Genomic DNA, 24,417 nt, shown 5'->3' on the forward strand with positions numbered 1-24,417 from the left:
CACTTTGTATGAATTGACTTCAGGAATTTTTAAATGTCATCGGCACTTCTCGTTTCAACCGGTGTGATTGCACTTGCTGAAATTGGGGACAAAACCCAACTTCTCGCATTCTTGCTAGCTACCCGCTTTAAAAAACCCATTCCCATCATTGTGGGCATTACTTTGGCCACACTCATTAACCATGGCCTGGCAGGTGCTGTTGGCAGCTGGATCACAGCCAATGTGGATCCATCGGTTCTTCGTTGGGTACTGGGTGCGTCCTTTATCGCCATGGCGGTGTGGACTCTGATCCCTGACAAAATTGAAGATGAAGAAGCCCAGCTTGCAAGCAAGCTGGGGGTGTTTGGAGCCACTTTCATTACCTTTTTCCTCGCCGAGATGGGCGATAAAACGCAAATTGCCACCGTGGCCATGTCGGCTCACTACGCCGATGTGCTCATGGTGGTGGCTGGCACCACCTTGGGCATGTTGATTGCCGACGTGCCCGCGGTATTTGCAGGCGACAAATTGGCTGAAAAAATTCCAATGAAACTGGTTCACCGAATTGCGGCGGCCATGTTTGCTGCACTGGGTGTGGCAACGCTGCTGGGTGTTGGAGCAAACCTTGGCCTGTAGCGATTAAAAGTAATATCCAAAATTGATGTTGAACCGGTGGTTTCGTTTCTGGTCTGGGTTGGCACCAAACCGGCTGTTGAAACCGCCGTCACCACCAATGAAATCGTTGCCATTGCTGGTGGCGTATTCTGCATAGGTGTACCACCCCCCGGCAGTGCCAAAAGCCGCACCAATGGTGTAGAGCTCGCTGTCATTGAATCCGTTTTCGTCTTTCATGATCGAGCTGTATTCCGCAAACGGAATCAAATAGTTCAACCAGCCAATCGAGGGAGTTTCCAGGTAGTAACTTAGCGACACTGCAGGAATAAAGGCCTTCTGGGCCACAGCGGTCGGGAACGCAAATGCGCCCATTAAAATTTCGCCCTGATTGGGCACACCGGCCTGCTGCACATCGTAGTCGTAATAAGTACCCTGTGTGGCCAGCGTGAAGTTGTTCCACTTGTTCACCATGTGCGGTGAATAGGCCGACATGTCGCCGTCTTGCGTTGGATTGCCCAAAGCGTTGACACCCTCGCCGCGAAGCTGACCGTACTGGGTCGAGAAACCCAAATCGGAATCAATACCAGCCAGCTTGGTGGAGTAGATCCCCCTCAAGTTCAACTGGTTTTCTTCGGCGTAACCATTGCCTGCGCCATCGGTAATGACATCGTAGGAATAGCGGTCTGCTTTTTTGGATCCACCTTTGTAAGAACCTTCATCCTGCAGGTAATACCCTGCATCCCATTTCCAGTCACCTGTGGTCCATGAATATTTCACGCCCAAATCCATGTCATCGGACAAGCCCACGTAGTAGTGTTGGTCAAAGAAAAAACTTTGCGAAACACCGTAGGGGCCAGGGCCAAACGGTACCCTGTTCACACCCACTTGCACCTGGCTGCCATTGGCGTAGTTGTAGCCCAACCAGGCGGTGTGCAACATGTGGTAGCCCGTTCCAAATCCACCATACCCATCGTAAAACCGGTATTCAAACTTGCCCAGCACGTTGCCGTTCTCGTAATCCAGATTAATACGTGCGGTGTCCAATCCGACATTGCCCCCATCGGGGAAGGCACGGCTGCTTTCCCCGCCTCCGGTGTCTTTCGGGTAGGTGCCTGCGGTGTAGTTCACACGCACCGCACCGCCCACTTTCAGTCGGCCACCTGCAAGGTCAAAAGCCATGTCGGTGTCGGGCTCAGTCGAGGCCGTTTCTGTCACCTTGCTTTGTTGCTCAGCCTTGGCCAAGGCACGTTTGCTTTCTTCAAGCTGTGCCTCAAGCACTCGGATCCGCTCTTTCAACTCGGCGGCACTTTCCTGGGCCATCACAGGCAAACTCAGGGACAAACACATCAGTGCAGCTGCACAGCGTATGGGCTTTAAACGGGTGGTCATTGGTGTTGTTCTCCTTATCTCAATGGCAAAATCTGGCTGACCGGGCGTGCGTCAAGGCCATGGTATTGAATCTGTGCCTGTAGCAATTCTGCGCAGGCTAACGCATCCAGCAAGGCGTTGTGTGGTCTGTAAAAAGGCAGTTTGTATTGGCTGCGTACATCGGCAAGGCGTAAGGAACCCGCCTGGTTTTTTCTGAACATGCGAGCAAAAAGGCCCAAGTGCTGATTGTTTGAAAAATGCCGTTCAATGCCCATGGTGTCGAACGCCGGAAACGAAATTCCTTCCCCAATGCGGTACTGCAAGGCAGTCGACAAAAACTGCGATTCAATGCCCGCACAGTGCGCAACCACCACGCGATTTGTCATCATTTCCAGCAGGTCTGGAAATACATCGATCAAATCGGGGGCCTGCTCAATATCCGAGTGCGTGATCCCGTGAATCGGTATGGTGTCTGCACGCAACTTTGCGGCGGGTTTTAACACCCAATAGCGGCTTTGCCCCAACAGAATTCGTTTTGAATCCATGGGTATTGCACCAATGCTGATGATGTCGTCGTACTCAGGATTCAGGCCTGTTGTTTCAAAGTCGAGTGCCAACATGGGGGTGCCGTTCAAAGGCAAATCTTCATCCAGTTTCAAGCCTGAGTAAAACGCTTTCAAGGCGGGGTGCTGGGCCAGACTCGCAGCCTTTTCAAATGGCATGCGCCAAGACTGCTGCGCGCCAGGTTTGAGATAGGTGGTCAACTTGGGCAAGGGCATCATGGTTGCTATTGACCACGGCTGGATTGATAACGAAACTTCAGGAAATTTTGGGCATCACTGAGAATCTGGAATGCGTCTTTCAAATTCTTGCGCTCAAAATCAGACAATTGCCGGGGATCAACATTGTTGTCAGGCTGCTTGCCCGCTTCCACGCTAAGTGCCTGGTGGCGAATTCGAACCATGGCAATCAACTCCATGGAATCCCGAATATTTGCCACCTGACCTTTGACCAAAATACCTGCCTTTTCAATGTCTGTGAGCCGGGAGAAAGAATTGCGCGAAGTACTGCCCACAGACAATGCATGCACCCGGATCAAATCGGCCAAGGGCGCTGTACCGCGGCGCTTCATGTTGATGGTTTTTGTTTGACTGCCATCGGTTTCCATGACGAAGTCTTTGAAAAATCCAAGTGGTGGAGTGCGCAGCAAGGCGTTGCGAACCATTGACGATAAAAAACGATACGATGAACTGCCTTTGCTGCGAATCAGTTGATTCAGTTGATTCGCAAATGCGGTTTCGCCCCACACGCCATCCAGATCAAAAAACACATTGCTGTTGAGCAAGCCCTCCGGGCTGGGGTTTTCTATCCACTCGGTGAAAGTCTGCTTCCATGCAGCCAAAGGCATTCGCCATTGTGGATTGCTCGCCATGATTTTCCCGGTGCAATAGTCGTAGCCACAGGCATCCAAACCATCGCATACAAAATTTGCGAGCTTCTCAAAGTACTCACCATGTAAATCCGGGCTATAGGTATCGGCCAGCACCAGTGCATTGTCCTGATCAGTCACAATCAACTGTTCTTCACGGGCCATTGAACCCAAGGCCAGAAAACAGCAAGGTACCGGGGGTTGCCCAAATTGCTGAACAGCCAACTCGAGCAGTTTTTGTTTGAAGCTTCGGCCGATTGCCGCCATCGCGCTACCCACCATGCGCGAATTGGCATCCTCTTGCACCATGCGAACAAAAGCGTCTTGAACATCTTTCTTCAGGGCCGCCAACTCTTCCACTGACCCTGCATTGAAAATGCTGTTCACCAAAAACAAACTGTTTCGCGACTGGTACTTCACCAAATCAGATTGCGACACAACGCCAATTACTTCGCCATTTTTCATCACAGGCAAATGCTGTGTATTGTGGCGCAGCATCAGCATCATCGCCTCGAACACCAATTGATTGTGTTTCACCGTTTTGGGGGTTTCGGTCATGATGTCCCGCAGTGGCGTGCTGTAGGGCAGACCTTTGGCAACCACGCGATCCCGGAAATCCTGATCACTCACAATGCCGATCAATGCCCTGGCTTCATCCTGCACAATCAGGGCAGTCTGGTTCGTTTGCACCATGTGGCGTGCCGCCTCTTGCAAGGGCGTATGACCAGGCAAACACAGGGGCGCTGAGCTGATCAATTGATCAATATTCGAGGTGAACAACACATTGTTTTGATGACTGCGCGATACAGCTTGCCGCAAGCGGGTGTGGTCTTCGATCTCAACGTAATCGGCGAACGCCTCACATTGCTCAAACAGGCTCGTGAACACCGGCGCGGGAATCATGTAGCACAGGGTGTCCTCCAGGGCTTTGGCCGGGAAACGTACTTTTTTTCCGCGCAACAAACCGAACTCGCCAAAGTACCCCCCTTCGCAAAGTCTGTTGTACAGCTGACCGTTCCGCCTGAATACCTCCACTGCACCACTGCGAATCACAAACCAGTAATTCGAGGGTTTATCAAAATTCAGGATTGGAGAACCGGCCTTGAAATAACTGATTTCGAGGTTGGAAAGCACAAGTTGAAGCTGCGCCTCGCTCAATGTGTTCAAGGGCGCATGCTTCTGAAAAAACTCTGTGATTTCCTGTTGCTCAACGTTCATGGACAATCCATTAGGCTCGCGGCTCGCTGGCCAAGCCTTTGATCACCGCCACAGTGGCAACCAGCAACACAATGGTGAACGGGAACCCGGTGGACACCGACATGGCTTGCAATGCGGCCAAACCACCCCCGAGAATCAGCGCGATGGCCACCAAGCCTTCGAATACACACCAGAATACGCGCTGAGGGGTCGGCGCATCAACCTTGCCGCCTGCTGAAATTACGTCAATCACCAACGAACCTGAATCAGACGAGGTCACAAAAAACACAATCACCAACACAATGGCCACGAATGAGGTAATTTGCGCCAAGGGCAAGGCTTCAAGCATCATGAACAACTGCAAAGGCAATTCCGCTTCGGCGGCCGCCTGGTAACCCTGATTGACCACTTGCTCAATGGCCACGCCACCAAACACCGACATCCAGAGCACACAGGCCAGCGATGGAACCAGCAACACTGACACGATGAATTCACGCACTGAGCGGCCCCGGGAAACCCGCGCAATGAACATGCCCACAAAAGGTGACCAGGAGATCCACCAGGCCCAGTAAAAGGCGGTCCAGCCCTGCGTGAAATTGGCATCTTCCCGGCCCACCGGATTAGATAGCGCGGGCAGGTATTGAATGTAGGCAAGCAGGTTGTCCAACACACCTGTCAAGATCAGCACCGTTGGGCCCACTATGATGACGAACAACAGCAGCGTGACGGCCAGCACCATGTTGATCTCGGACAAACGCTTGACCCCCGCGTCCAGCCCAGCCACCACGGAAAGCAATGCGATCGCGGTGATACCGATGATCAGTAAAACCTTGCTGGTGTCATTGGCGGGAAAGTCGAACAGGAAGTTAAGGCCGGCTGCAGCTTGCGACGCCCCGAACCCGAGCGATGTGGCCAAACCGAACAAAGTGGCAAGAATCGCCAGAATGTCGATGATGTGGCCGGGCCAACCCCACACACGCTCGCCCAGCAAAGGGTAAAAAATTGAGCGAATGGTGAGCGGCAATCCTTTATTAAATGAAAAGACTGCCAAACCCAAAGCGATGATTGCGTAGATGCCCCAGGGGTGCAAACCCCAATGAAAAATGGTGGCCGCCATGCCCAAGCGAGTGGCCGCAGCAGGGTCACCTTCCGCGCCACCCAAAGGTGCCCAGTCGGTGCCGCCCACGGAACTTGTGTAATGCGACAAGGGCTCGGACACGCCATAAAACATCAAGCCAATGCCCATGCCTGCGGCAAACAGCATGGAAAACCAGCCTAGATAAGTGTAGTCGGGCTTGGCCTCGGTGCCGCCCAACCTGACTTTTCCCAGGGGGGAAACCGCAATTGCAAGGCAAACAATAATGAATACATTTGCCGCGCTCAAGAAGAACCAGTCGAGATTTGAAGTGAGCCAATCGCGCATTGAAGTAAACAACGGCGCCACATCATTTTGAAACGCCAGGGTCAGGATAACAAAGGCCACCACGGCAAGGCCGGAGATTGCAAAAACACGGTTGTGAATGTCCAGGCCGAATGGGCCTACTTTCATGACGATGTTGTCTTGGCCCACCTTGTAATCCGTATCAATCGGATTAACAGCACCATCCGGCACCATCAGATCTTTGCTGTCGCTCATCAAACTTCCTCTGTGATTCTTGGATTTGGTTTTTACCTTAACAGAGATTGATGGTTTAACAACACCACATTTACTTCATAAAGCGAATGATTTTAATAAAACGCACAACGCTGACTATTGGTTGCTGCACCGCGTACAAATGGAATAAAAAAAAACCCGCATCGGTGATGCGGGTTTTTTCGATTGAACAGCCAACAATCACACGGCCAGTGAATACCTGTTGGCGCGGCGAAAGGTGCCGATGTCATTGAAACGCACACCCATTTCACGCATCACTTCATGGGCCCGCTTTGCAGTCAGTTGGCGGATGTAGAAGGTTTCCTTGACAACAAAGTGGTGAATGGCGTGTGTGCTACCAAAGTTGAAGCAGAACAACTGGAAGGGCAGCAGCCACCACACATTCAACACCTGGGTTTGTTGCAAGGGGTTTCTGGATTCCACATCGCCGTAGTAGTGCATGTTCGAGCTGATGAAGTGCAGGCAGAAGGTTCGTAAAAACGAGGGCAACATGTACACCACCGCAAACACATTCAGGCCATCCAGCACGGGTTGATACTCAACGGGCAGGGCAACAGGCATGCCAATGGCGGCTGAACCCAGCAACACCGCATGTGTAACCACCCAAGCGTGGAACAGCGTGTAGTAAATAAGGCCCAGCGGGGAATAGCCAAACATCTGCTCACGGGCCATGGCTTTTTGTGCGGCGGGTGTTTCTGGTTTTTGGGCATGAATGTAGGCACGCACCGCCTTGATCATGGTGAATGGGCGCAGGTACACGGCCAGCAGGTTGTCGCCTGTCATGAAGAAGCGGCGAATGCCCCACTTCTCGCCGTTGGTGATGCCACGCTCTTCAAGATCCGATTCTGTGCCGGAAAACTTGTGGTGGTGCATGTGCAGCTTGCGGCGAACAAAAGGGCTGATCGTGCTCGCACGGGCCAGCCAGCCCACGGCCAACATCAGGTTATTGACCCAAGGCTTTTGGCGAAAGTACATGGAGTGGATCAGATCGTGTTCCAGCTCGTGAATAAACGATGCAAAAATTGCAGTGACGGGCACACACAGCCACCAAGGGATGATGCCTTCTACATACAGCAGGCCAGAACCGATCATGCCCAGCAGGGACACAACCATGATGGTTGCGCCAATGGCATCCTGGTGTTTCAAAATTGGGTACTTGCGGCGGACGTCGTCACTGGCCTGAAGTACAACTTCTTTGACGCGCGCAATGCGCTGGGCGTCGGTCATTTGTGTTGGGTTCATAAGAGCCTCCTAAGGTGAGCGCAACATGCGCTTCTTGATGGATGCCATCTTAGGTCGCATCACGCCATCTACGTGATAGCCGTTGGGGACGTTGTACCGGTCATTTCGGGCCAAGTTGCTGAGCGCGGTATTCGCTGGGCGAGAATCCTGTCCAACGTTTGAAGGCGCGACGAAAGTTGGCGGGGTCGGCATAACCCACACGCGTCGCAATGTCGTCGATGGCCCGGTCGGCATTGAGCAACAACTGCACACTGTCGCGCTTGCGCACCTCGTTCAGTAAATCACCAAAGGTGGTGTTCTCTTCCGCCAACCTGCGTTTCAGCGTACGAGCCGACAGGTGCAAACGCTCAGCCGCTGCCTCCAGGTTGGGGTACTGCCCGCCAGTACTGGTGAGCAGGGCCAACACGCGATCAGTCACACTTTGCGTGTAGCCCAGCAAGGACATTTCGCGCTCGCATTCTTCAAATGCCATTTGTGCGCTAATCGGATTTGCTGTAGGAATTGGTACGTCCAGCAGGGCCACGCTGAAACGAAACTGATTCGATGGCATGCCAAAACGCAGGCGTGGCAGGCGGTCTGCATACTTCGCATAGTAAGGCTGCTCGGGCGAATCAAACCAGATTTCAGTGTGTGCATGGGCTTCGGCCGAACCTTGCGGGTTGGCGAAAGCACGGCAAATTTGATACACCTCGGCCATGAAATGATCAAAGCCAAACTGATGAAGCGGTCCCAGCGGCACCACCTCGCGAGCCTGCACAACCGCCAGGTCTCCCTCAATTGATTTGGTCAGGGTGAAGTACGGCACACGGGTTTTGAGATAACGCACCCCAAGGTCGGAAACCTCCTGGAACGTGGCACAGCTCATCAGCCCAAACCCCATCAAACCGGTTTTGGTGATGTTCGATCGCAAACCCAATTCCAAACCCACGCCAGGGTCGTCCAGTTCGGTGACCAGGTTGTAACTGATTACCGCCTGCTGCATCGGCGTAATGCGCGCGCTGGGCTTGTGCAATTGTTCAAGGGTGAGGTCTGCGTTGTTCAGGATTCGCTGCGCAGACACCCCCCGCTCCACCGCGAACTGAATCATGGAGAGCGGATAAATGGCAGAAACCGAAGCGTGGCTAAATGGGTTCATGGGTGTGACTCAAACCTTCTCAAGCAACTTGTCCAGCTTGTGATCAAGCGGCAAACCCGTTGAATTCAATACACCAGCCAGCATTTCATAGTGACCGATCAGCATCAGTACCTCGAGCAACTTACGCGTGCTGTAGTGTTGTTCCAATTCCGCCCAAGTGCTTTCACCCACCATGCGGTCGTGATGAAATTCATCACAAGCCTTCATCAGTGCTTTGATACGCGGCTCGAAATTGGGTGCTGTTTCCCCCAAAGGCACTTGCACAATATCATCCTCAGACAAGGCCGTGCGCAATCCAATGTCAACATGCTGGCCCCACTCGTAGCGGCAACGGCAATTCCAGCCCACACGCAATATCACCAGTTCCGTGTCGCGCCGATCAATTTCGCCGTAAGGCATCATGCGTGCGGCAAAACCCAACCAGGCTTTGAACAACCTGAAATTGCGCAACAACATCATGAACAGGTTGGAGGCCTCGAGTTTGCCCACTTTGTTGATCACACGAATTGCAATGCGTGCGAACAAACTCATTTCCTCTGGCTTCAAGGGTGCCACACGAATGCGCTCGGCTTTGCGCCAGCCGCCCTCGGGAACCAAATGACCAATTTTGTTGTGCTGCGCCTCACCCATTGAACTGTCTCCTGTCTGTTTTTATTGCGTTTATTCAACCACGAATACACAGACTGCAATTCACCAGCAGGTTAAACACGCAAATAAGGCCAAATCCACACTCTTATTCCCAGACCAACCTCGCATGCTCCCCCTATTAATGGTTAAACAAATCGAACGATGAAAGTATCACTCCCAGCTCGCCAGTCCACGGGTATGACGGCGGATGGGCCAACACTAAAACCCCCCGTTTTCCGAACAGCAAAAACAGTGGATTGCCGCTAGTACGCAAGCATAATGTACCACTGCACACACCGTGCCCGATGGTCAAAAAGACCCTCAATTGGCTTTTCAAACCAGAACACGCCGTTGATGTTGTGTTGATGGATATTCAGATGTAGATTGTGGATGGCAAGACCGCAGTGATGTGCCTGCTCGAAACTGGAAAGTTTGATACCCTATCCGTGATAAAACTCACAGGCGGTGCCTTGCTCAGCGAGCGGGAGAAGTCGCTTCAGGCATGAACAACTCCAACATTTTCAAGCAAAGCGACCTTCAAGCGATTGCAGTGGCCGACACGCCACCCACAGCATGGAACTGCCCTCCGCAGTTTGTCGCCAAACTCACTGTACAGCCTGAACATCTTGATGAATTCGAGCACACCAACAACACCATTTACCTGGCTTGGATGCAAGCCATTGCAGCGTTGCATTCACGGCAGCTTGGGCTGACCTTTCAAGACTTTGTTGATTTGGGCTACGGCTGCGTTGCGCGCCAACACCACCTGGAATACAAACGACCAACCTTCGCGGGCGATGTACTTTGGGTGGCCACCTGGATCAGCCACAACGAAGGCAAAGCCGACATGACCCGTCAATATCAATTTGTGCGTGAAAGCGACCAAGCCACAGTGATGCTTGGCCATACCCAATGGGTTTGCATTGATATGAAAACCGGAAGGCCGAAAAAGCAGCCGTCACGATTTGTTGAAGCCTACAAGGCCGTTGAAAACAACGAGGCATGAACGATTTCTGGTTTCAATGTAATAACAAACGATAATCCAACTTAAATGGGGCAGCAAGGCGACCCCGAGTTAAAAAACTCGGAGGCCTGTTCATGATTAACGCACGGTAATCACATCCCGATGCATTGGTGCCAACATACTCAATACTTCAAGCTGAATGTCAAACGGCACACTGTGTGCATTCATGCTGATTTGAAGCACTTCCACCAAGGCATTGAAATGTGCTTTTGTGATCACCATTCCAGCATGAGCTGCTGTCATGTCAAGACCCACATATTTACAAGGTCCACCAGTAGCTTCGCACACCTGATCAGTTAACTGAGAAGCCAAACGCTCCGCATTGGTTGCTGCAAATTGGTCGCCAATGCGCGGATCTGCCTTGAGCCTGACCACAAAGTCATCCATTACCTTGCGAATACTTTCCTTGCCACCAAGCTGGTCATACAAAGACTTCTCCGGACCGACCTGCGCCGCAATCGGCAAACACATGGCCATAGCCAAGACAGCTACAAAAGATCGAATTGATTTCATCATGATGGTCTACCTCAAAATGCAAGTTGAGCGGACAAATAAACCCCGGTTTGTCGACGACTGTCTGTCGTGGCAGGAACGATGCGCCCTAAATCCACATACGCTGCGGTCAGCGACAAATTCTTCGTGGGAGCCCAAGCCACAAACAGATCCATCCAGTCGTCCGCGCGAAGACCGTCGCTCAGCCCCACATTGCGACCAGCCGCCTCCAGATTATTGGGCATCATTCTGTATTCCGCACCAATAGCCAAGTTGTTGCGCAGCAGTTTGGCCACTGAAATTTCAGGCATCAACTCATAACTGTCGTCGGTGTTGGAACCAAACCCCAGCAAACCATTCTGATTGGCCTTGGTCGCACGCAAAGTGCCGTTCACCAATACACCCTGCTTTAAAAAAAGCTTGGTCGCACTCACGTACAAATCGGTACCACTGTCGTCGGCACCCAGCGCAGTCAAAGTTGATCCCAGAGCACCAGAATCAAGCGACTTGTACTGCAAACCGACAGCGACTTGGGGATACCAAGTGTCACTGTCCAGCACGCCGTCACCAAACACGCGAACTTTCACACCGACAATTTGCTGCTTCAAATCCAGGCCCGCATTGGTCAAAGTGATCCCTGTAACACCTGTATCAAGCGACTGCTGACCCAAAGAAAATTCCAATCGCTCGCTCCAGCCCACAGTTGCACCGTAGGTGGTTAGTGAATAGTCACGCGTTTCAACCTGAGTCAAATTTCCTGCAAATCCAAGTTCATTCTCTGTGGCCTGTGTGCCGATGAATGCCCAAGGCGTAATACCACCACCGCCAGAACCTTCTACCGTACTAACACCACCAGTCAACACCAGTTTTCCGGTGCTTGCCCATGCGGGAGCGCAAAAAACTGCGGCGCTCAATGCAGCCGCTTTGATCCATTTTGATTGTTGTTGGTTCATCACAAATGCTTCCATGAGAACGAAGAAAATGACCGATCGATTGACCGGCCAACAGATGACCTCTTAGTTGCTGTAAGGCAAGGAAGAGTGATGGAGTACGATCTTCACGTTGCCAGCACTGTCTTTCACATAACCCCATGTTTTGTCCACGATGGTTACTTTGCCGTTCTTGTCGGTAAAGCTCACGTTACCCATGGTCAATGCCGTGTTACCGCTCAGGTGAATCACAGAGTTTTTCGATTCCACGTTTCTCCAGCCTTTCAATGCAAAGCCAGAATCATTGGGGAAGCTTTTGTTACCACCAACGAAGTACGACAACGCGCCCTCTTCTGTACTGCGGATATTCTGTGGGATCGCTGCCAATGTGGGCTTGAACAATACTGGGCCCATGTCATAAGCATAGGCAGCATCCAGCGCAGCCTGAGCTGTGGTCTTAGCTTTCTTAAGACCACCTGCTTCGAAATCTTTGGAAATTTGCACTACTGCGTCGCCCCATATTTTCTGGGCTTTGAGTACTTCGGCTTCAGTGATATTGCTGTTGACCACTGCGGTATTTGCAAATGCAGCACCACTCAATACGACACCGGCAGACAACAGGGTAGCTTGTACAAAATTCGATTTTTTCATCACGATCTCCTTCAGATTGAGGTTCGAAAAACAAACATTGCTTTTCATGAACACCATTCTGAAAGATCAAAATGAACCAGAACTTTGTTACCCGATGAATTAAACTGGCATCCAAGATGAACGCCAGATGAATATCACTGCAAGTCTTTTTCCTGCAGCGATTCAAGGCGATAACCCAAACCACGCTGGGTATGAATCAGGGGAGCCATGTCGTCCAAGTCAATCTTTGCTCGCAAGCGGCGAATGTACACATCCACGACATTGGTAAGAGGATCCTCGTTGACACCCCACACATTGGACAGAATCCGCTCCCGGCTAAACAATCGGCCAGGCGCACTCATCAACAGCTCAACGAGCGCCAGTTCCTTGGCAGTCAGCTGAATTTCACGCCCACCACGGGACAAACGCATTTTCTCTAGATCAAGATTAAGATTACCTACAATCAGATTTGTGCGTGTCTGTTTCGGTGCTGTGGTGCCAACGCGTCTCCCCAAGGCCTCTAGCCTTGCCAGAATTTCATCAAAAGCGAATGGCTTACCCAAGTAATCATCTGCTCCCATTCGAAGACCAGCCACCCTATCCTCCACAGAATTCAGAGCAGTCAGCATGAGAATGGGCAAAGCGAAACCCTCCGCCCGCAGCGTTTGACAAACATCAAGACCTGAACCATCCGGCAACATCACATCTAGAATTACTACCGCATTCTCAAAATTTTCCCGCACCTCCTTTTGCAGTGCCCTGCTCATCGAAATTCCTGTACTTGCGTTATAAGCCACTTGAGGCCTATAACCCTCTGCCTTCAAACCTCGTTCCAAAAAACTGGATACCCGCGCATCATCTTCAATAATCAACACCTTCATAATGCATCCTCAATCATTGAATCAAATGCTGGTAAATTCACCGTCACTCTGCACCCCTTGTTCTGCCCACTACTTAGTTCAATACTGCCATGGTGAGCCCGCACTATTGCTGCTGCCAACGGCAACCCCAATCCACTCCCTTCCGGTCGAATTTTCTTTGCCATGCCACCACGATAATGACGCTCAAAAACGCGCTTCACTTCATGCTCCGGAATACCTGATCCATTGTCCTCAATGGTGATCAGGCAGCGACGCATATTTTCGGTATCTTCAATAGATGCGGTACTAATACGAATCACTCCATTTGCGCCGCTGTAATGGATAGCATTGTCCAAAATAATATTGAATACCTGCTTCAAGCGTTGCGCATCACCAAGCACCAAGCTATTACTGAGAATTTCCGTCTCAACCACATAACCACGCTGTGCAATTTGTGGCTTGAAAAACGCGACTGATTCCCGACACAAAACGGAAATGTCCACTGCTTTTCGATCAAGAACCAGTGCATCTATATCACTACGGGCCAAGGTCAACATGTCGTCAACAATGTAATTAAGCTGCTGAGTGTATTGAACAATTCGCTCCAGAGTTTCTCGATAACCTGCTGCATCATGAGAACTGCGCCGCAAGCTAATTTCAGCTTCACCTCGAATCGCTGTGGTGGGCGTTTTCAGCTCATGGCTAATATCGGCAAACATTTGACGGCGACGAAGTTCGATTTTCTCCAAGCGATGTAAAGCCTCCTGCAAGTCCGTAGTTCACTCGATCACTTGCACTTCTAGTTGCTCACGCACCTGTTGATCGCTTGCACGCAAACGCGCAATTTCCCGGGCCATATCGTTCATGCTTCGGGCCACTTGAGAAAACTCATCGTGACCGAATGCAGGTACGCGATAACTCAAGTCGCCAGCTTGAAGTGCCTCAGCCCCTCTTATCAAACGGCTAACCGGTTTACTCAAGGACTTTACAAAATAGAAGGCGAGAAAGACCAAAAACAAGGTCAATCCAATTGAGGCTGTTATCACCACGTTGGTCATGAAGTTCAGTGACACATCAGCGGCAGCTCTATCCCGCGCAGTGACAAGCCGCTCCCTTGCGATACTTTGCATAAGAGCGACCCGCAAATCCTGACCATCTGACACATCGAAAATTTGATCCAGTTTTTGACGTTTAGCCTGTGGTGTAACAGCGTCAAACTTCCAGTCAGACGCAGTCATGACAGAGCCGAGCTGGTTGACACCTTTGCGCAAAATAATAAGACTTTCACTTCGCTCCATATGCTCTGGAACCAATTCCTGATCACCCTTGCTCAAACCCTTGGCTGTCTCAGCAAGTCGATCCAGAGTGTCTAGACTACGGATCATGTTGTAATAGAAAACCTGGCTTTGCTGCGGATCAAATTCAAGCCCGGTCATCTCATTGGTCAACTGGGTGCGTAGCAATTGTTTGTTGGAGAGCAGATCCATATAGCCAACAAGTAATTCATTGGCCACACGCCCTTTTTGAACATTCTGACTGGCCGTGATCATAGCAAAGTAACCAATCACCCCTTGGGCGATCGCCACCAGCGCCAATGCCACAAATGCCAGCAGAATTCTTGTTTTGAACATTACCCTTCCCTTTGGCATCAGATCAATTTCAAATGCTAGGGAATTTAGCCGTTAAACACCAGATTTTTTGAGTATTTAATCTGGTGTTCATCTTGCACTTTGCAGTTAATAGGTGAACTGCAAGCGCATACGCAATTCATTGCCGGTGTCGCTGTTGGTGTTACTGTCACCATCCATATAACTCATACCGATTTTTACGGAATCGTTCATGTAATAGTTCACACCCAACGTGGTTTGCTCAGCGTCAATGGCCCCCAACCCAATGTCACTGAAACGACCATCACCGTCCTCATAACGAGCAACCACTTCCCATGTGCCACCAGGTAAAGCTTTGACCCGCTTAAAGATGCCATCGCTGTAGGGGCGAGAGCCGCCGCCATTTAGGACATATCCCACTTGCGCGTAGTAACCACTGAAGTTTTGTGGGCCAACATCCGAATCGAAATACTCAGCCTGTGCATGTAAAGGACCAAAGGCACCGGCCACCTCCACATTCATGTTGTCGGCTTCTTCCAATGGATCGGTTGCACCCACATTTTGATAACCTACACCCAAATGCAGCAAACTGGTTTTGGTCATGATCGGTGCGAATGTAACCCGCCCAGCCAAAGCCTGCTCCTGGAAGTCATTTGTGCCGTTGCCATCGGCTTCGAATAGACCCACACCGTAGGTAAATCGTTTATCCAACCCGCGTCCGCTCAACTTGATCCCCGCCGACCGCTCCAAGGTATAACGTTCGGTCATGGCTGACCGCTCAAGCAAAGAAATATCATTTGAACTGGTCAATACTTCCAAACCCAAAGGCACACGCTGTTTACCAATGGTTAGATTGGCCATATCACCAAAACCTTTGTATTTCACATACAAGTCTTCAACACTGCCACCACTACCCGATTCAGCAATATTGAACTCCGCCTTGTATTCAAAATCATTCACATACCCGCGCAATGCAATTCGCGCTCGACGTGCATCGAAATCTTCAAGTGTCTGGTTGCCATTGGCTACGGTATCTGACTCATCCTGAGTGTAATCCCAGTGCAGCCGGCCACCAATTTGAAAGCCTGCACTTTTGTCTTCCGTTTCAAGTTTCAAACCACCTTTGGTAGAAAGTATGATGTCCTGACCATCGGTTCGAACCTGGCCTGCCTGGACGTTGATCGAGATTGCGCCAAGCATTAGCAAAGCCAACACGGAACAAGAACTGATTTTCATTGGGCACTCCTTGGTTTTATGTGGAGCCCCATTGTTGGTTGCCGAGATGAACCGGTATTGAAAATCACATGAAGTTATTCATCCACGTTGATGAACGCAAAATGAATGAATTTTGACTAGACACAGAATTGTAATTTAAGATATTTTTACGAAAAAAAAGCCTGAATACTCAGGCTTTTTTGTGGGCACATAAACGCCCAATTTCAAATGAGAAATACTCTGACTGTTACTTAATTTTCTCCCAAGGTTCAAGACTGGTTCCATCACCAAACTCCACATATCGGTAACCTTCCATTGTTCGAATCACATCTGCTCGAGTGAGCGTTGAACTAGGTTTGTAGCTAGGCGCAACAGTTCCGTCCAGAAAATTGGCGATATTGCTGCTGTCTGTTTTGGAAAGTACCTCAGCTCGAGTCAAGGTCGACGGCGTATTGTCCATGCGAACATGATTGGTACCATCGCCAAGGAACAAATCACTCTCAGCCAAAGCATTTCCGCTCAGACCCATTACTAGTGAAAGAACGATCATTTTTTTCATGGTATTTCTCCTAAAAGGGTTTTGATGAATTAGTCCAATCTGCTTGCTTCAAAACCAGTTTGATCGCCGCGCCTTAACCTAAACTGCTTCACAAGATGAACATCTGTGCCAGGAAATATGAACGTTTGATGAACTGTAAAAAAAGGCCCGATTGCTCGGGCCATGTAAAGGGCTATTAAAAAGCCCGATGAGGGTAACAACGAAGAAACAGGAATCGTCAGTTAGTTGGTTGAGGAGGCAGATTCGTTGCTGCCGTCCTGAGCCAAATTGCTGTTGTCATCGCGCATCTTCACCCAAGGAGTCGGGTTGGTTGCATCACCAAAATCTGCGTACTGAAAACCTTCCATCTTGCGAATCACCTCGGCACGGCTCAGCATTGGATTGGCTGGGGTCGAGGGTGATACAGAGGCATCCAAAGCGTTGGCCAGGTCGGTGCTATTTGTCTTAGAAACCACTTCGGCACGGGTCAGACTGGAAGGCTTGCTTTCTTTCACAACATGGTAAGTACCATCGCCGTAAAACAAATCGCTTGCCATCACTGCGCTGCTCAAACCTAGGGCAAGGGTAAATGCGACAAACTTTTTCATGATTTCTCTCCTGTGGGTTGAGTGCAGCAAACTCGCTGCATGAACATCAGTTTGAGCGCCGCGCCTTAACCTAAACCACGCGTTTCTATGAACAAGTCGTCACAGGAAGATGAACATTAGATGAATGGAAAACTCAGGAAACTTCGTCGGAAAGAATTCCGCTGGTCACCGCATTGCGCAGAAACTGTTTTTCGTAATGACGATTTCGACGCGCTTTCTTGGCCTTCGCCCTTTTTCCATAGCGTTTGTCGACCACCAGTTCATCCAGATTCGTCAACTGGTCTGGGCTTACGACCTGCTTCATCGAACTTCGCTTCGCCATTTTTGCTGCCTACACTGCCACCACACTAAATTAATGATAAAACAAACCAACTTAACAAGGAGAAACAGCATGGCCATTTGGTTCGACCTGGACAAAGTGACAGACGAATCGTTTTTCGATACCGCACCAATTCAGTTTGCCTATTCAATGCACCTGAATGCCAGCGCCGAGGAAGTGTGGGCAGGCTTGGTGGCCGACCAACCTCTCGCTTGGTGCAAAGCGCTCGATGGGCGCTACACCAGTGAACGTCCTTTTCGTGTGGGCACCACGCGCGAAGTTGGAGCGAACTTCAATACGATCAAGTTGAAAGAGCGTTTTTTTATCTGGGACGAAACCGCTCGTCAACACGCGTTCTATGTAGAACAGGCGAACGCACCGGCATTCAAACAATTTGCAGAATTGTACGAAGTAACGCCCGCGGAACAAGGATGCGAATTTGTCTGGAAATTTGCCATGGCAGGGCGCTTGGGGCTGGGCCTACCCCTGAAGCTAATCAGCCCTGTCGCCAAACTAACGCTGTTTGATGGATTCATTCGCGACACTGAGAAACATTTCGGCACCGTCAAATAAACCGGCTTAATTCAAACGACCATCACGGTGCAGCTCATCGATTTGGTCGTTCAATGTGCACCAGTCATAAATAACGCCAATACCAAACAAACCCACTGTAAGCAGGTAAATCAAACCTGTGATCCATTTGCGCTGATAAAAGCGATGAATGCCAAACACGCCCAAGAATGTCAGCAGCACCCACGCAATGTTGTAGTTGATCGGACCCGTTAAAAAACGGCGATCGGCGCTTTTGTCCATGCCTGGAATCAAGAACAAATCCACGATCCAGCCGATCAGGAACAAGCCCAAGGTGAAAAACCAGATGATGCCGGATATGGGGCGACCATAATAAAAACGGTGTGCTCCCATGAATCCAAAAATCCAGAGGATGTAACCGATTACGATGCTGTGGCTGTTGGTGTGCTGATTCATTCGACCTTGGTTCTCAAAAAGATAGAACCCAAAATACCACAGTACGTGGGTTTCTACATTGAACATGGTCTGGTTCTATGAGGCTAAAACAAAAAGGACCTAGCGGATCACTCACGCTAAGTCCTTGTTTTATTTGGGGCGATGTATGGGGCTCGAACCCACGACCCATGGAATCACAATCCATTGCTCTACCAACTGAGCTAACACCGCCACCGTAAACCGGTACTAAATTCTTGGCCTGCCCGGAGGGGTTCGAACCCCCGACCCCTTAGAAGTTTGGTACACGTAACTGTGTAGAAAACTACACAGTTAGTTACCAAATGGCGTAAATGCGTGCTCTCAGCGAGGTTGTAACTCTTGTGATCCATGCCAATAATGTCGTTTAACATCAACATAGCACTGGTAACTCAAACCGGATGAACATCCAAAAACGTTCTAATCTGAGCATCGGTTCAACTAGAACTGCGGCTAAACGAGGACTAGGTATCAGCCTATTAGACTAAGTTTGCTGATCTTATAACCGGTATAGTCTATTTGCTTCGAGTCTAAGCATACCCCAAAAAGGTTAACCAATTTAGACAAACCTCGATCCTCAAAATGACTCGTCATAAACTGCCCGGGCGTAAATATTTGCAAGTCCAACTTCATCATTTGATCAACTTGCACCGCAGCAATTGATCTTTTCAATACCCGCAAATTGCTTAGATTTTCCTATCAATTTTTTTACCACTAAAAAATTTCCATCACCTAGAGCATCTAGCACTGGACTACCCCGCCCATCTTGGACAACTCCCGGCTAATATTTGTGAATAGACGACAGTCATCATGAGTGGACAAAGGTAATCCTGCAAACAGGAATCTCACCAAGGTATTGCCGAGATTTCGGGATCGAGATTGGCGCGAAGCAAAGTTACTTGCGAGTATTGGATGGGAGTTCACTTGAGTTGCAATCCGGGTGTGAATAATGTCGATGCAGAAGGTAAGCCTCAAAATTAAGGTTTCCTAAAGAAATTGATTTAGATCATGAAAAAACCAAGCCATTGATATATTTGAAACTGCTCTAATCTGCTCTGGATGAATCCGTACAGAACAAACGGACAATTTCAGATCAAGTAGGAACTGCCGCAATAAATCACGCTCTCCTTCATTAGTCATCCGACTATTAAATGATTGCGGAATTAGAAAAAGTCGGTCTCAGCGCCCCGAAACAAACGGCTGAATCAGCATTTTTGGAAGACTGGAATCACCCTCTTGCCTAAATAACTCAATGCCGATTGGCATCGTTTGGGCGTTGTCTTTCGGTTTTGTCACATAAGTGCCAAACAGTCGGTCCCACCACGGGAAATTGAATCCATAGTTTGAATTGGTCTCCTCTGGGCGAATAGAGTGGTGCACACGGTGCATGTCTGGAGTGACCACAAACCATCTAAGCACCCTCTCGGCCTTGGCCGGTATAGAGAAGTTGGCGTGATTGAACAGCGCCGTACCGTTGAGAATCACCTCAAAAACCAAGACAACCATTGGGTGAATACCCAAGGCCCAAACAACGGCAATTTTGTAAATCATGGAGCCTACGATTTCAATCGGATGAAACCGCAGGGCTGTAGACATATCAAAGTCCAGGTCCGCATGGTGCATGCGATGCAACCGCCATAAAAGGGGCACATTGTGAGAAGCCCAGTGTTGGGCATAGATGGCCAAGTCAAGCAGCAGGAAGCCCAGAGGGGCTGCGAACCACAAAGGCAGCTCAAGCAAGCCAAACAACCCTGATTGCTGGGAGTAAACATGCTCCGCCACGCCCACGGCAAGAATGGGTAGAAGAAGCCGAACGGCGATTGAGTCCACCACCAAGACTCCGAAATTGTTTAACCAGCGAAAGCCTTTTCTATGCGAAAGCGTTCGGAAGGGGTACTTCCACTCAAGAAAGCCCACAACAACGAATATTGCGCCAAATGATAACAATCGAACTACTGCTTCGGACATCACAAAACCTCATGTATGATTACTTAATCATATAGCGAACAACATCGCGCGTCCACATCAGGAGACATCTTGAATAAGCTCTCAGCAATCATTGTAAGCGCCGTCCTTGTAATTGGTATGCCAGCAGTCAACGCGCAAGACAACGGTGAGTTGGTCGATGGCCTGAACGGCTACCTGGAGTTTGTTGAATACAGCGGGGGCACAATCCAACCCAAGCAAATACCTGAAGAAGACTTGGCCAAGTTCTTTATTATTGACGCAAGGGATGCCGGACAGTTTGAGAAGGAGCGAATTCCTGGTGCGACCAACATCGAATGGAGACAAGTAGTCAGCAGACGTTCGGAGATTCCGAAGGACAAACCGGTGCTCATTTACTGCAATACAGGCTCCCTGTCAGCACAGGGTGGGTTTGCGCTACGGCTGCTGGGATATGAGAACGTTTTGATTCTTCAGGACGGCTTTGAGGGCTGGAAAGCGGCTCAGAATTAGAAACGCTTAAACACAAGCGCACCTAATAAGGTAGAGACAACGATAATCTCCACCTGCTACTGCCAGAACAGTAACTTGCACCTTGTTTAATTTTTTTAAAACTAGCCGTTCAACCTAGCCCGTCTCTCTGTCGCTACCAAGCTTTCGGTATAACGTTCTTTCGCTCATGCCCAAAAACTCAGCAAGCTCTCGCCGAGAACCATTGAAGTTGTTTTCAATCTCACGCAACTCGTCAACTGTGAGCTTTTTAGATTTCGGCCTGGATGTACCTGCTTCAACAGTTTCATAAGCCTGACTAGGGCGCAGCAACTCCTCTGGCAAATGCTCCAATTCAATTCGCCCATCATCGGCGAATACACGTGCGCGATCCAGAACGTTTTTAAGTTGTCGGATGTTGCCAGGCCATGAAAACCCCATCAGGGCATGCATGGCTTTCTCACTCACAACATATTGAATCCCCAACGGTCCAGATCCCCGACGCAGCAAGGAATGAACCAACTTTGGAATGTCGTCTTTTCGATTTCGCAAGGCAGGTAGTTCAATTGGGAATGCACAGATACGATAAAAAAGGTCAGCCCTAAACTTTCCCTCATCCACCATTTTTTGAAGTGGTTTGTGTGTGGCAGCCACCAGTCGAAAGTCAGAATTCTTTGTTTCCAGGCCCCCAACGCGACGAAAGGTTCCAGATTCCAATAAGCGCAACAGCTTTACTTGCATGGTCAACGGCACGTCACCGATTTCATCCAGAAAAACAGTCCCGCCTTTTGCAGTTTCAATCAGCCCGGCTTTGGCCTGCTGCGCGCCAGTGAATGCTCCCTTTTCATAGCCGAATAGCTCACTTTCAAACAAGGTATCTGCCAACCCTGTGCAATCCACCACCACAAACGGCGCATTTTTTCTGGGGCTTCCATCATGCACAGCGCGCGCAAACAACTCCTTGCCAGTACCACTTTCACCTTGTAGCAGCACAGGCAAATCAGTTTTGGCCACACGCGATAAATCGGATAGCGCCTTGTTAAACACCGGGGAAGATCCAACCAACCCGCTTCCAGTTGCCTGCACTGAAGCAGACTTAATCGTATTGATTCGTTCCACGTAGCCGACTACTTCACGCGAGTCGTTCAATATCGGGCGCAACTCCACATCCACGTGTTCTTGGCCACGTGGCGTGTAATGAATATGCAAAAGCTTGGCTGGCGCTTTGGTTTTCTTCGCAGTATTCATCGGACATTGCTCACCCGACAAATCACAGGGCTTGTCGTAGTGGTGGGAGACCTGAAAACATTTTTTTCCCACTGGGATATCTTCTGCAGGGTTCCCATACGCTCGAAGATAGGCGCTGTTGGCACCCAGAATTGTGTAATCGAGATCTAAAACAATCGAGGGCTCGGAATCAATTTCCAGATACGACAAGAGGGTTTGAATACTTTCTTTCAACGGTGAATACCTGCAATCGCGACTCTGTCATCTTACTGCCAAAAACGCTGCCAATGGCAGGCTTTATGAATCAAAACTATGCTTCCGCAAGCATATGTAAACTCAACATCCCCCATAAGCATCTGTTTTATCTCGATTAATTTAAATATGAGCAATCAGGCATGTTTCTTGATATAGAGATAACAACAGTATATTTTCCGGGAGATTGACATGAGATCGAATGTGGGTAGATTTGACAAAGCTGGACGAATTGCCATTGGAGTTGGTCTGATTGGCCTTGCCGGCATCAGCCTTGGCGCTTTTGCACAAACAAGCGGCGCCAAAACTGAAAAAGCACTGTTTATTTTGACCAGCGACTCTTTGCAAACCCAAGGCATGAGCATGGTGTTGGCCAATGCCATGGCCAAGCAAGGCACACAGGTTAATGTTTTGCTCTGCGACAAGGCAGGCGACTTGGCGTTGAAGAGCACAACAAGTGAACCTCTTAAACCCATGGGAGCAACGCCAGAAGGCTTGATGATGAACTTGATCAAAGGCGGCGCGCAGGTGAAAGTCTGCGCACTTTACCTGCCGAACAAAGACGCCAGTAAGGAAGATCTTCGTGAGGGGGTCACCGTGGCTTCGCCCCCTGAAATGGCTGCCATGATGGGGCAGCAGGAAACAAAAGTAATTTCAAACTAAACCAAGGAGCTTCAAAATGGCCTATCAAATCAAAAAACGTCAATTTTTCCGCGACTTGGTGGTGATCGCCTTGATAGCCCTCGGCCTGAGCGCAGCCACGCTAAGCTTCGCCCAAGAGATCAAGCCTCGCTCTCTCACACCGCACAAAACATTTGAGATGGTGCTGAACGATCCTGGTGTGCTGTTTGTTGATGTACGCGATCCGATCGAAATCATGTTCATCGGCAGTGCGCCAGCAACCCACGTGAACATTCCATTCATGTTTGCTGATCGCACCGAATGGAACGCCAAATCTGGTGCGTTCGCCATGAAACAGAACGCGAACTTCGTCAAAGAAATTCAGGCAGAGCTGGAGAAACGTGGATTAGACCGAAACGCGACCATCATCACGATGTGCCGTACGGGTAGCTCACGCGGTTTACCAAGCGCAGAGTTTTTGATGAAAAACGGCTTTCCCAACGCCTATTACGTAGACCATGGGTTTCAGGGCGAAACGTTGAAAGACGGGCCACAAAAAGGTCAACACTTGATTAATGGATGGCTAAACAGTGGACTGCCCTGGAGCAGCAAAATGAACCCAGACACAATTTATCGATCCAAGTAAGGAACCCCGAAAGCGGCAAGCTGTTTGCCGCATTTCTTTGACGTCAGCTCATGATGAGCTGACGTTTTTTTCAGGTGTGAATCACTCAACTTTGAATTCAGACTCCGAAATGTTTTTGAAAAGGAGCTTCACCTCATTTTGCTGAGAATAACTGATCGCCTTAAAATCAAATTAGCATTATGAATATTGGTCTTTTACACATCAATGTAGGGAATCATCATGAAAGAAAAAAAATCCAAACCAATCGCCATGGATGTTGGAATCTCTGAGTCAGATCGAAAAAAAATTGTGGAAGGTCTGTCAGCTCTGCTCGCAGACAGTTACACGCTCTATCTGATGACACACAATTTTCATTGGAACGTTACCGGCCCGCAATTTAATAGCCTGCACAACATGTTCATGACGCAGTACACCGAGCAATGGACCGCTCTCGACCTGATCGCTGAACGCATCCGTTCTCTAGGCTTTCCAGCACCCGGTACCTACAAGGAGTTTGTGAAACTCGCATCAATTAAGGAAGTAGAAGGAGTTCCTAAGGCAACTGAAATGATTAAGCACTTGGTCGCAGCTCAAGAGGCAACAGCCAGAACAGCCAGAAAGTTGTTCCCTGTTGTTAATGAAGCCAACGATCAACCGACCGCTGACGTGCTAACGCAGCGGATTGACATTCATGAAAAAACTGCGTGGATGTTGCGAAGCATGCTTGAGGAATAATCTTCGCTTGGGGAGAATTCAAGAAGAGTAACTACCCCGAGAGCGGCAAGCTGT

27 protein-coding genes and 1 tRNA gene are annotated in these 24,417 nt (G+C 49.6%); 7 read left to right on the forward strand and 21 right to left on the reverse strand.

Annotated features, from left to right (window positions below):
* Positions 1-33 precede the first annotated feature (33 nt).
* Positions 34-615 carry a TMEM165/GDT1 family protein gene (locus P0D43_RS14605; protein WP_394672790.1) on the forward strand — a complete coding sequence of 194 codons (582 nt, stop codon included), beginning with the start codon at positions 34-36 and terminating at the stop codon, positions 613-615.
* Between the two features lie 3 nt (positions 616-618).
* Here P0D43_RS14605 and P0D43_RS14610 read toward each other — a convergent pair whose 3' ends face one another.
* The 7 genes from P0D43_RS14610 to P0D43_RS14640 all read right to left on the reverse strand — a co-directional run bounded on the left by P0D43_RS14610 (position 619) and on the right by P0D43_RS14640 (position 9,249).
* Positions 619-1,983 carry a hypothetical protein gene (locus P0D43_RS14610; protein WP_394672791.1) on the reverse strand — a complete coding sequence of 455 codons (1,365 nt, stop codon included), beginning with the start codon at positions 1,981-1,983 and terminating at the stop codon, positions 619-621.
* Between the two features lie 14 nt (positions 1,984-1,997).
* Positions 1,998-2,744 carry a 3'-5' exonuclease gene (locus P0D43_RS14615; protein ID WP_159572166.1) on the reverse strand — a complete coding sequence of 249 codons (747 nt, stop codon included), beginning with the start codon at positions 2,742-2,744 and terminating at the stop codon, positions 1,998-2,000.
* A gap of 5 nt (positions 2,745-2,749) precedes the next feature.
* Positions 2,750-4,609: a DUF294 nucleotidyltransferase-like domain-containing protein gene (locus P0D43_RS14620; protein ID WP_394672792.1), complete on the reverse strand. Its 1,860-nt coding sequence runs from the start codon at positions 4,607-4,609 to the stop codon at positions 2,750-2,752.
* A 10-nt stretch (positions 4,610-4,619) separates the two neighbouring features.
* The gene (locus P0D43_RS14625; protein WP_159572160.1) at positions 4,620-6,224 is read right to left on the reverse strand and encodes a BCCT family transporter; all 1,605 of its coding nucleotides are present in this window, start codon (positions 6,222-6,224) and stop codon (positions 4,620-4,622) included.
* Between the two features lie 198 nt (positions 6,225-6,422).
* On the reverse strand, positions 6,423-7,484 hold the full coding sequence (locus P0D43_RS14630; RefSeq protein ID WP_159572157.1) for a fatty acid desaturase: 1,062 nt from the start codon (positions 7,482-7,484) through the stop codon (positions 6,423-6,425).
* A 100-nt stretch (positions 7,485-7,584) separates the two neighbouring features.
* Positions 7,585-8,619: an AraC family transcriptional regulator ligand-binding domain-containing protein gene (locus P0D43_RS14635; RefSeq protein ID WP_394672793.1), complete on the reverse strand. Its 1,035-nt coding sequence runs from the start codon at positions 8,617-8,619 to the stop codon at positions 7,585-7,587.
* Between the two features lie 9 nt (positions 8,620-8,628).
* Entirely contained in the window at positions 8,629-9,249 is a 621-nt protein-coding gene (locus tag P0D43_RS14640) for a carboxymuconolactone decarboxylase family protein (RefSeq protein WP_394672794.1), read from the reverse strand.
* A gap of 499 nt (positions 9,250-9,748) precedes the next feature.
* Here P0D43_RS14640 and P0D43_RS14645 point away from each other — a divergent pair, with 499 nt between their 5' ends.
* A complete protein-coding gene (locus tag P0D43_RS14645) occupies positions 9,749-10,252 on the forward strand; it encodes an acyl-CoA thioesterase (RefSeq protein ID WP_394672795.1) in 504 nt (167 codons plus the stop codon).
* Positions 10,253-10,348: 96 nt separating this feature from the next.
* On the opposite strand, the gene P0D43_RS14650 is transcribed toward P0D43_RS14645, so the two are convergent.
* The 10 genes from P0D43_RS14650 to P0D43_RS14695 all read right to left on the reverse strand — a co-directional run bounded on the left by P0D43_RS14650 (position 10,349) and on the right by P0D43_RS14695 (position 17,453).
* Entirely contained in the window at positions 10,349-10,786 is a 438-nt protein-coding gene (locus tag P0D43_RS14650) for a group 1 truncated hemoglobin (RefSeq protein ID WP_394672796.1), read from the reverse strand.
* Positions 10,787-10,797: 11 nt separating this feature from the next.
* Positions 10,798-11,715 carry a DUF3034 family protein gene (locus tag P0D43_RS14655; RefSeq protein ID WP_394672797.1) on the reverse strand — a complete coding sequence of 306 codons (918 nt, stop codon included), beginning with the start codon at positions 11,713-11,715 and terminating at the stop codon, positions 10,798-10,800.
* A gap of 63 nt (positions 11,716-11,778) precedes the next feature.
* Positions 11,779-12,342 carry a phosphoribosyl-AMP cyclohydrolase gene (locus P0D43_RS14660; RefSeq protein ID WP_394672798.1) on the reverse strand — a complete coding sequence of 188 codons (564 nt, stop codon included), beginning with the start codon at positions 12,340-12,342 and terminating at the stop codon, positions 11,779-11,781.
* 134 nt (positions 12,343-12,476) lie between these two features.
* Positions 12,477-13,202: a response regulator transcription factor gene (locus tag P0D43_RS14665; protein ID WP_394672799.1), complete on the reverse strand. Its 726-nt coding sequence runs from the start codon at positions 13,200-13,202 to the stop codon at positions 12,477-12,479.
* Complete coding sequence (locus P0D43_RS14670; RefSeq protein ID WP_394672800.1) at positions 13,199-13,930, reverse strand: sensor histidine kinase; 732 nt, start codon at positions 13,928-13,930, stop codon at positions 13,199-13,201. Before P0D43_RS14670 ends, P0D43_RS14665 begins: the two co-directional genes overlap by 4 nt.
* 30 nt (positions 13,931-13,960) lie before the next feature.
* On the reverse strand, positions 13,961-14,812 hold the full coding sequence (locus P0D43_RS14675; RefSeq protein ID WP_394672801.1) for a HAMP domain-containing protein: 852 nt from the start codon (positions 14,810-14,812) through the stop codon (positions 13,961-13,963).
* Positions 14,813-14,917: 105 nt separating this feature from the next.
* Positions 14,918-16,024: an OprO/OprP family phosphate-selective porin gene (locus P0D43_RS14680; protein ID WP_394672802.1), complete on the reverse strand. Its 1,107-nt coding sequence runs from the start codon at positions 16,022-16,024 to the stop codon at positions 14,918-14,920.
* Positions 16,025-16,250: 226 nt separating this feature from the next.
* Positions 16,251-16,562, reverse strand: a complete 312-nt coding sequence (locus tag P0D43_RS14685; RefSeq protein ID WP_394672803.1) for a hypothetical protein — start codon at positions 16,560-16,562, stop codon at positions 16,251-16,253.
* A gap of 221 nt (positions 16,563-16,783) precedes the next feature.
* Positions 16,784-17,149, reverse strand: a complete 366-nt coding sequence (locus P0D43_RS14690) for a hypothetical protein (RefSeq protein WP_394672804.1) — start codon at positions 17,147-17,149, stop codon at positions 16,784-16,786.
* 133 nt (positions 17,150-17,282) lie between these two features.
* Positions 17,283-17,453: a hypothetical protein gene (locus P0D43_RS14695; RefSeq protein ID WP_394672805.1), complete on the reverse strand. Its 171-nt coding sequence runs from the start codon at positions 17,451-17,453 to the stop codon at positions 17,283-17,285.
* An 87-nt stretch (positions 17,454-17,540) separates the two neighbouring features.
* Here P0D43_RS14695 and P0D43_RS14700 point away from each other — a divergent pair, with 87 nt between their 5' ends.
* Positions 17,541-18,041, forward strand: a complete 501-nt coding sequence (locus P0D43_RS14700; protein ID WP_394672806.1) for an SRPBCC family protein — start codon at positions 17,541-17,543, stop codon at positions 18,039-18,041.
* A 6-nt stretch (positions 18,042-18,047) separates the two neighbouring features.
* Here P0D43_RS14700 and P0D43_RS14705 read toward each other — a convergent pair whose 3' ends face one another.
* The 3 genes from P0D43_RS14705 to P0D43_RS14715 all read right to left on the reverse strand — a co-directional run bounded on the left by P0D43_RS14705 (position 18,048) and on the right by P0D43_RS14715 (position 20,438).
* Positions 18,048-18,455 carry an NINE protein gene (locus P0D43_RS14705; RefSeq protein WP_394672807.1) on the reverse strand — a complete coding sequence of 136 codons (408 nt, stop codon included), beginning with the start codon at positions 18,453-18,455 and terminating at the stop codon, positions 18,048-18,050.
* 134 nt (positions 18,456-18,589) lie between these two features.
* Positions 18,590-18,665, reverse strand: a tRNA-His gene (locus P0D43_RS14710).
* 984 nt (positions 18,666-19,649) lie between these two features.
* On the reverse strand, positions 19,650-20,438 hold the full coding sequence (locus P0D43_RS14715) for a sterol desaturase family protein (protein WP_394673736.1): 789 nt from the start codon (positions 20,436-20,438) through the stop codon (positions 19,650-19,652).
* Positions 20,439-20,507: 69 nt separating this feature from the next.
* On the opposite strand from P0D43_RS14715, the gene P0D43_RS14720 reads away from it, so the two are divergent.
* On the forward strand, positions 20,508-20,927 hold the full coding sequence (locus P0D43_RS14720) for a rhodanese-like domain-containing protein (RefSeq protein ID WP_394672808.1): 420 nt from the start codon (positions 20,508-20,510) through the stop codon (positions 20,925-20,927).
* Positions 20,928-21,041: 114 nt separating this feature from the next.
* Here P0D43_RS14720 and P0D43_RS14725 read toward each other — a convergent pair whose 3' ends face one another.
* Positions 21,042-22,364, reverse strand: a complete 1,323-nt coding sequence (locus P0D43_RS14725; protein WP_394672809.1) for a sigma-54 interaction domain-containing protein — start codon at positions 22,362-22,364, stop codon at positions 21,042-21,044.
* Between the two features lie 210 nt (positions 22,365-22,574).
* Between P0D43_RS14725 and P0D43_RS14730 the strand changes: the two genes are divergently transcribed.
* The 3 genes from P0D43_RS14730 (at position 22,575) to P0D43_RS14740 (ending at position 24,363) form a co-directional block, all read left to right on the forward strand.
* Positions 22,575-23,045 carry a hypothetical protein gene (locus tag P0D43_RS14730; RefSeq protein WP_394672810.1) on the forward strand — a complete coding sequence of 157 codons (471 nt, stop codon included), beginning with the start codon at positions 22,575-22,577 and terminating at the stop codon, positions 23,043-23,045.
* Positions 23,046-23,061: 16 nt separating this feature from the next.
* Complete coding sequence (locus P0D43_RS14735; protein ID WP_394672811.1) at positions 23,062-23,649, forward strand: rhodanese-like domain-containing protein; 588 nt, start codon at positions 23,062-23,064, stop codon at positions 23,647-23,649.
* 219 nt (positions 23,650-23,868) lie between these two features.
* Positions 23,869-24,363 (forward strand): Dps family protein, encoded by a 495-nt coding sequence (locus tag P0D43_RS14740; RefSeq protein WP_394672812.1) that lies wholly within the window; start codon positions 23,869-23,871, stop codon positions 24,361-24,363.
* Positions 24,364-24,417: the final 54 nt, after the last annotated feature.

Source organism: Limnobacter sp., assembly GCF_043511195.1.
GTDB lineage: Bacteria > Pseudomonadota > Gammaproteobacteria > Burkholderiales > Burkholderiaceae_B > Limnobacter.

Bases quoted from the DNA above. Each gene is read 5' to 3' on its own strand.
- P0D43_RS14605 (WP_394672790.1), top strand. From the start codon at position 34: ATGTCATCGGCACTTCTCGTTTCAACCGGTGTGATTGCACTTGCTGAA.
- P0D43_RS14610 (WP_394672791.1), bottom strand. From the start codon at position 1,983: ATGACCACCCGTTTAAAGCCCATACGCTGTGCAGCTGCACTGATGTGT.
- P0D43_RS14615 (WP_159572166.1), bottom strand. From the start codon at position 2,744: ATGATGCCCTTGCCCAAGTTGACCACCTATCTCAAACCTGGCGCGCAG.
- P0D43_RS14620 (WP_394672792.1), bottom strand. From the start codon at position 4,609: ATGAACGTTGAGCAACAGGAAATCACAGAGTTTTTTCAGAAGCATGCG.
- P0D43_RS14625 (WP_159572160.1), bottom strand. From the start codon at position 6,224: ATGAGCGACAGCAAAGATCTGATGGTGCCGGATGGTGCTGTTAATCCG.
- P0D43_RS14630 (WP_159572157.1), bottom strand. From the start codon at position 7,484: ATGAACCCAACACAAATGACCGACGCCCAGCGCATTGCGCGCGTCAAA.
- P0D43_RS14635 (WP_394672793.1), bottom strand. From the start codon at position 8,619: ATGAACCCATTTAGCCACGCTTCGGTTTCTGCCATTTATCCGCTCTCC.
- P0D43_RS14640 (WP_394672794.1), bottom strand. From the start codon at position 9,249: ATGGGTGAGGCGCAGCACAACAAAATTGGTCATTTGGTTCCCGAGGGC.
- P0D43_RS14645 (WP_394672795.1), top strand. From the start codon at position 9,749: ATGAACAACTCCAACATTTTCAAGCAAAGCGACCTTCAAGCGATTGCA.
- P0D43_RS14650 (WP_394672796.1), bottom strand. From the start codon at position 10,786: ATGATGAAATCAATTCGATCTTTTGTAGCTGTCTTGGCTATGGCCATG.
- P0D43_RS14655 (WP_394672797.1), bottom strand. From the start codon at position 11,715: ATGAACCAACAACAATCAAAATGGATCAAAGCGGCTGCATTGAGCGCC.
- P0D43_RS14660 (WP_394672798.1), bottom strand. From the start codon at position 12,342: ATGAAAAAATCGAATTTTGTACAAGCTACCCTGTTGTCTGCCGGTGTC.
- P0D43_RS14665 (WP_394672799.1), bottom strand. From the start codon at position 13,202: ATGAAGGTGTTGATTATTGAAGATGATGCGCGGGTATCCAGTTTTTTG.
- P0D43_RS14675 (WP_394672801.1), bottom strand. From the start codon at position 14,812: ATGTTCAAAACAAGAATTCTGCTGGCATTTGTGGCATTGGCGCTGGTG.
- P0D43_RS14680 (WP_394672802.1), bottom strand. From the start codon at position 16,024: ATGAAAATCAGTTCTTGTTCCGTGTTGGCTTTGCTAATGCTTGGCGCA.
- P0D43_RS14685 (WP_394672803.1), bottom strand. From the start codon at position 16,562: ATGAAAAAAATGATCGTTCTTTCACTAGTAATGGGTCTGAGCGGAAAT.
- P0D43_RS14690 (WP_394672804.1), bottom strand. From the start codon at position 17,149: ATGAAAAAGTTTGTCGCATTTACCCTTGCCCTAGGTTTGAGCAGCGCA.
- P0D43_RS14695 (WP_394672805.1), bottom strand. From the start codon at position 17,453: ATGAAGCAGGTCGTAAGCCCAGACCAGTTGACGAATCTGGATGAACTG.
- P0D43_RS14700 (WP_394672806.1), top strand. From the start codon at position 17,541: ATGGCCATTTGGTTCGACCTGGACAAAGTGACAGACGAATCGTTTTTC.
- P0D43_RS14705 (WP_394672807.1), bottom strand. From the start codon at position 18,455: ATGAATCAGCACACCAACAGCCACAGCATCGTAATCGGTTACATCCTC.
- P0D43_RS14715 (WP_394673736.1), bottom strand. From the start codon at position 20,438: ATGTCCGAAGCAGTAGTTCGATTGTTATCATTTGGCGCAATATTCGTT.
- P0D43_RS14730 (WP_394672810.1), top strand. From the start codon at position 22,575: ATGAGATCGAATGTGGGTAGATTTGACAAAGCTGGACGAATTGCCATT.
- P0D43_RS14735 (WP_394672811.1), top strand. From the start codon at position 23,062: ATGGCCTATCAAATCAAAAAACGTCAATTTTTCCGCGACTTGGTGGTG.
- P0D43_RS14740 (WP_394672812.1), top strand. From the start codon at position 23,869: ATGAAAGAAAAAAAATCCAAACCAATCGCCATGGATGTTGGAATCTCT.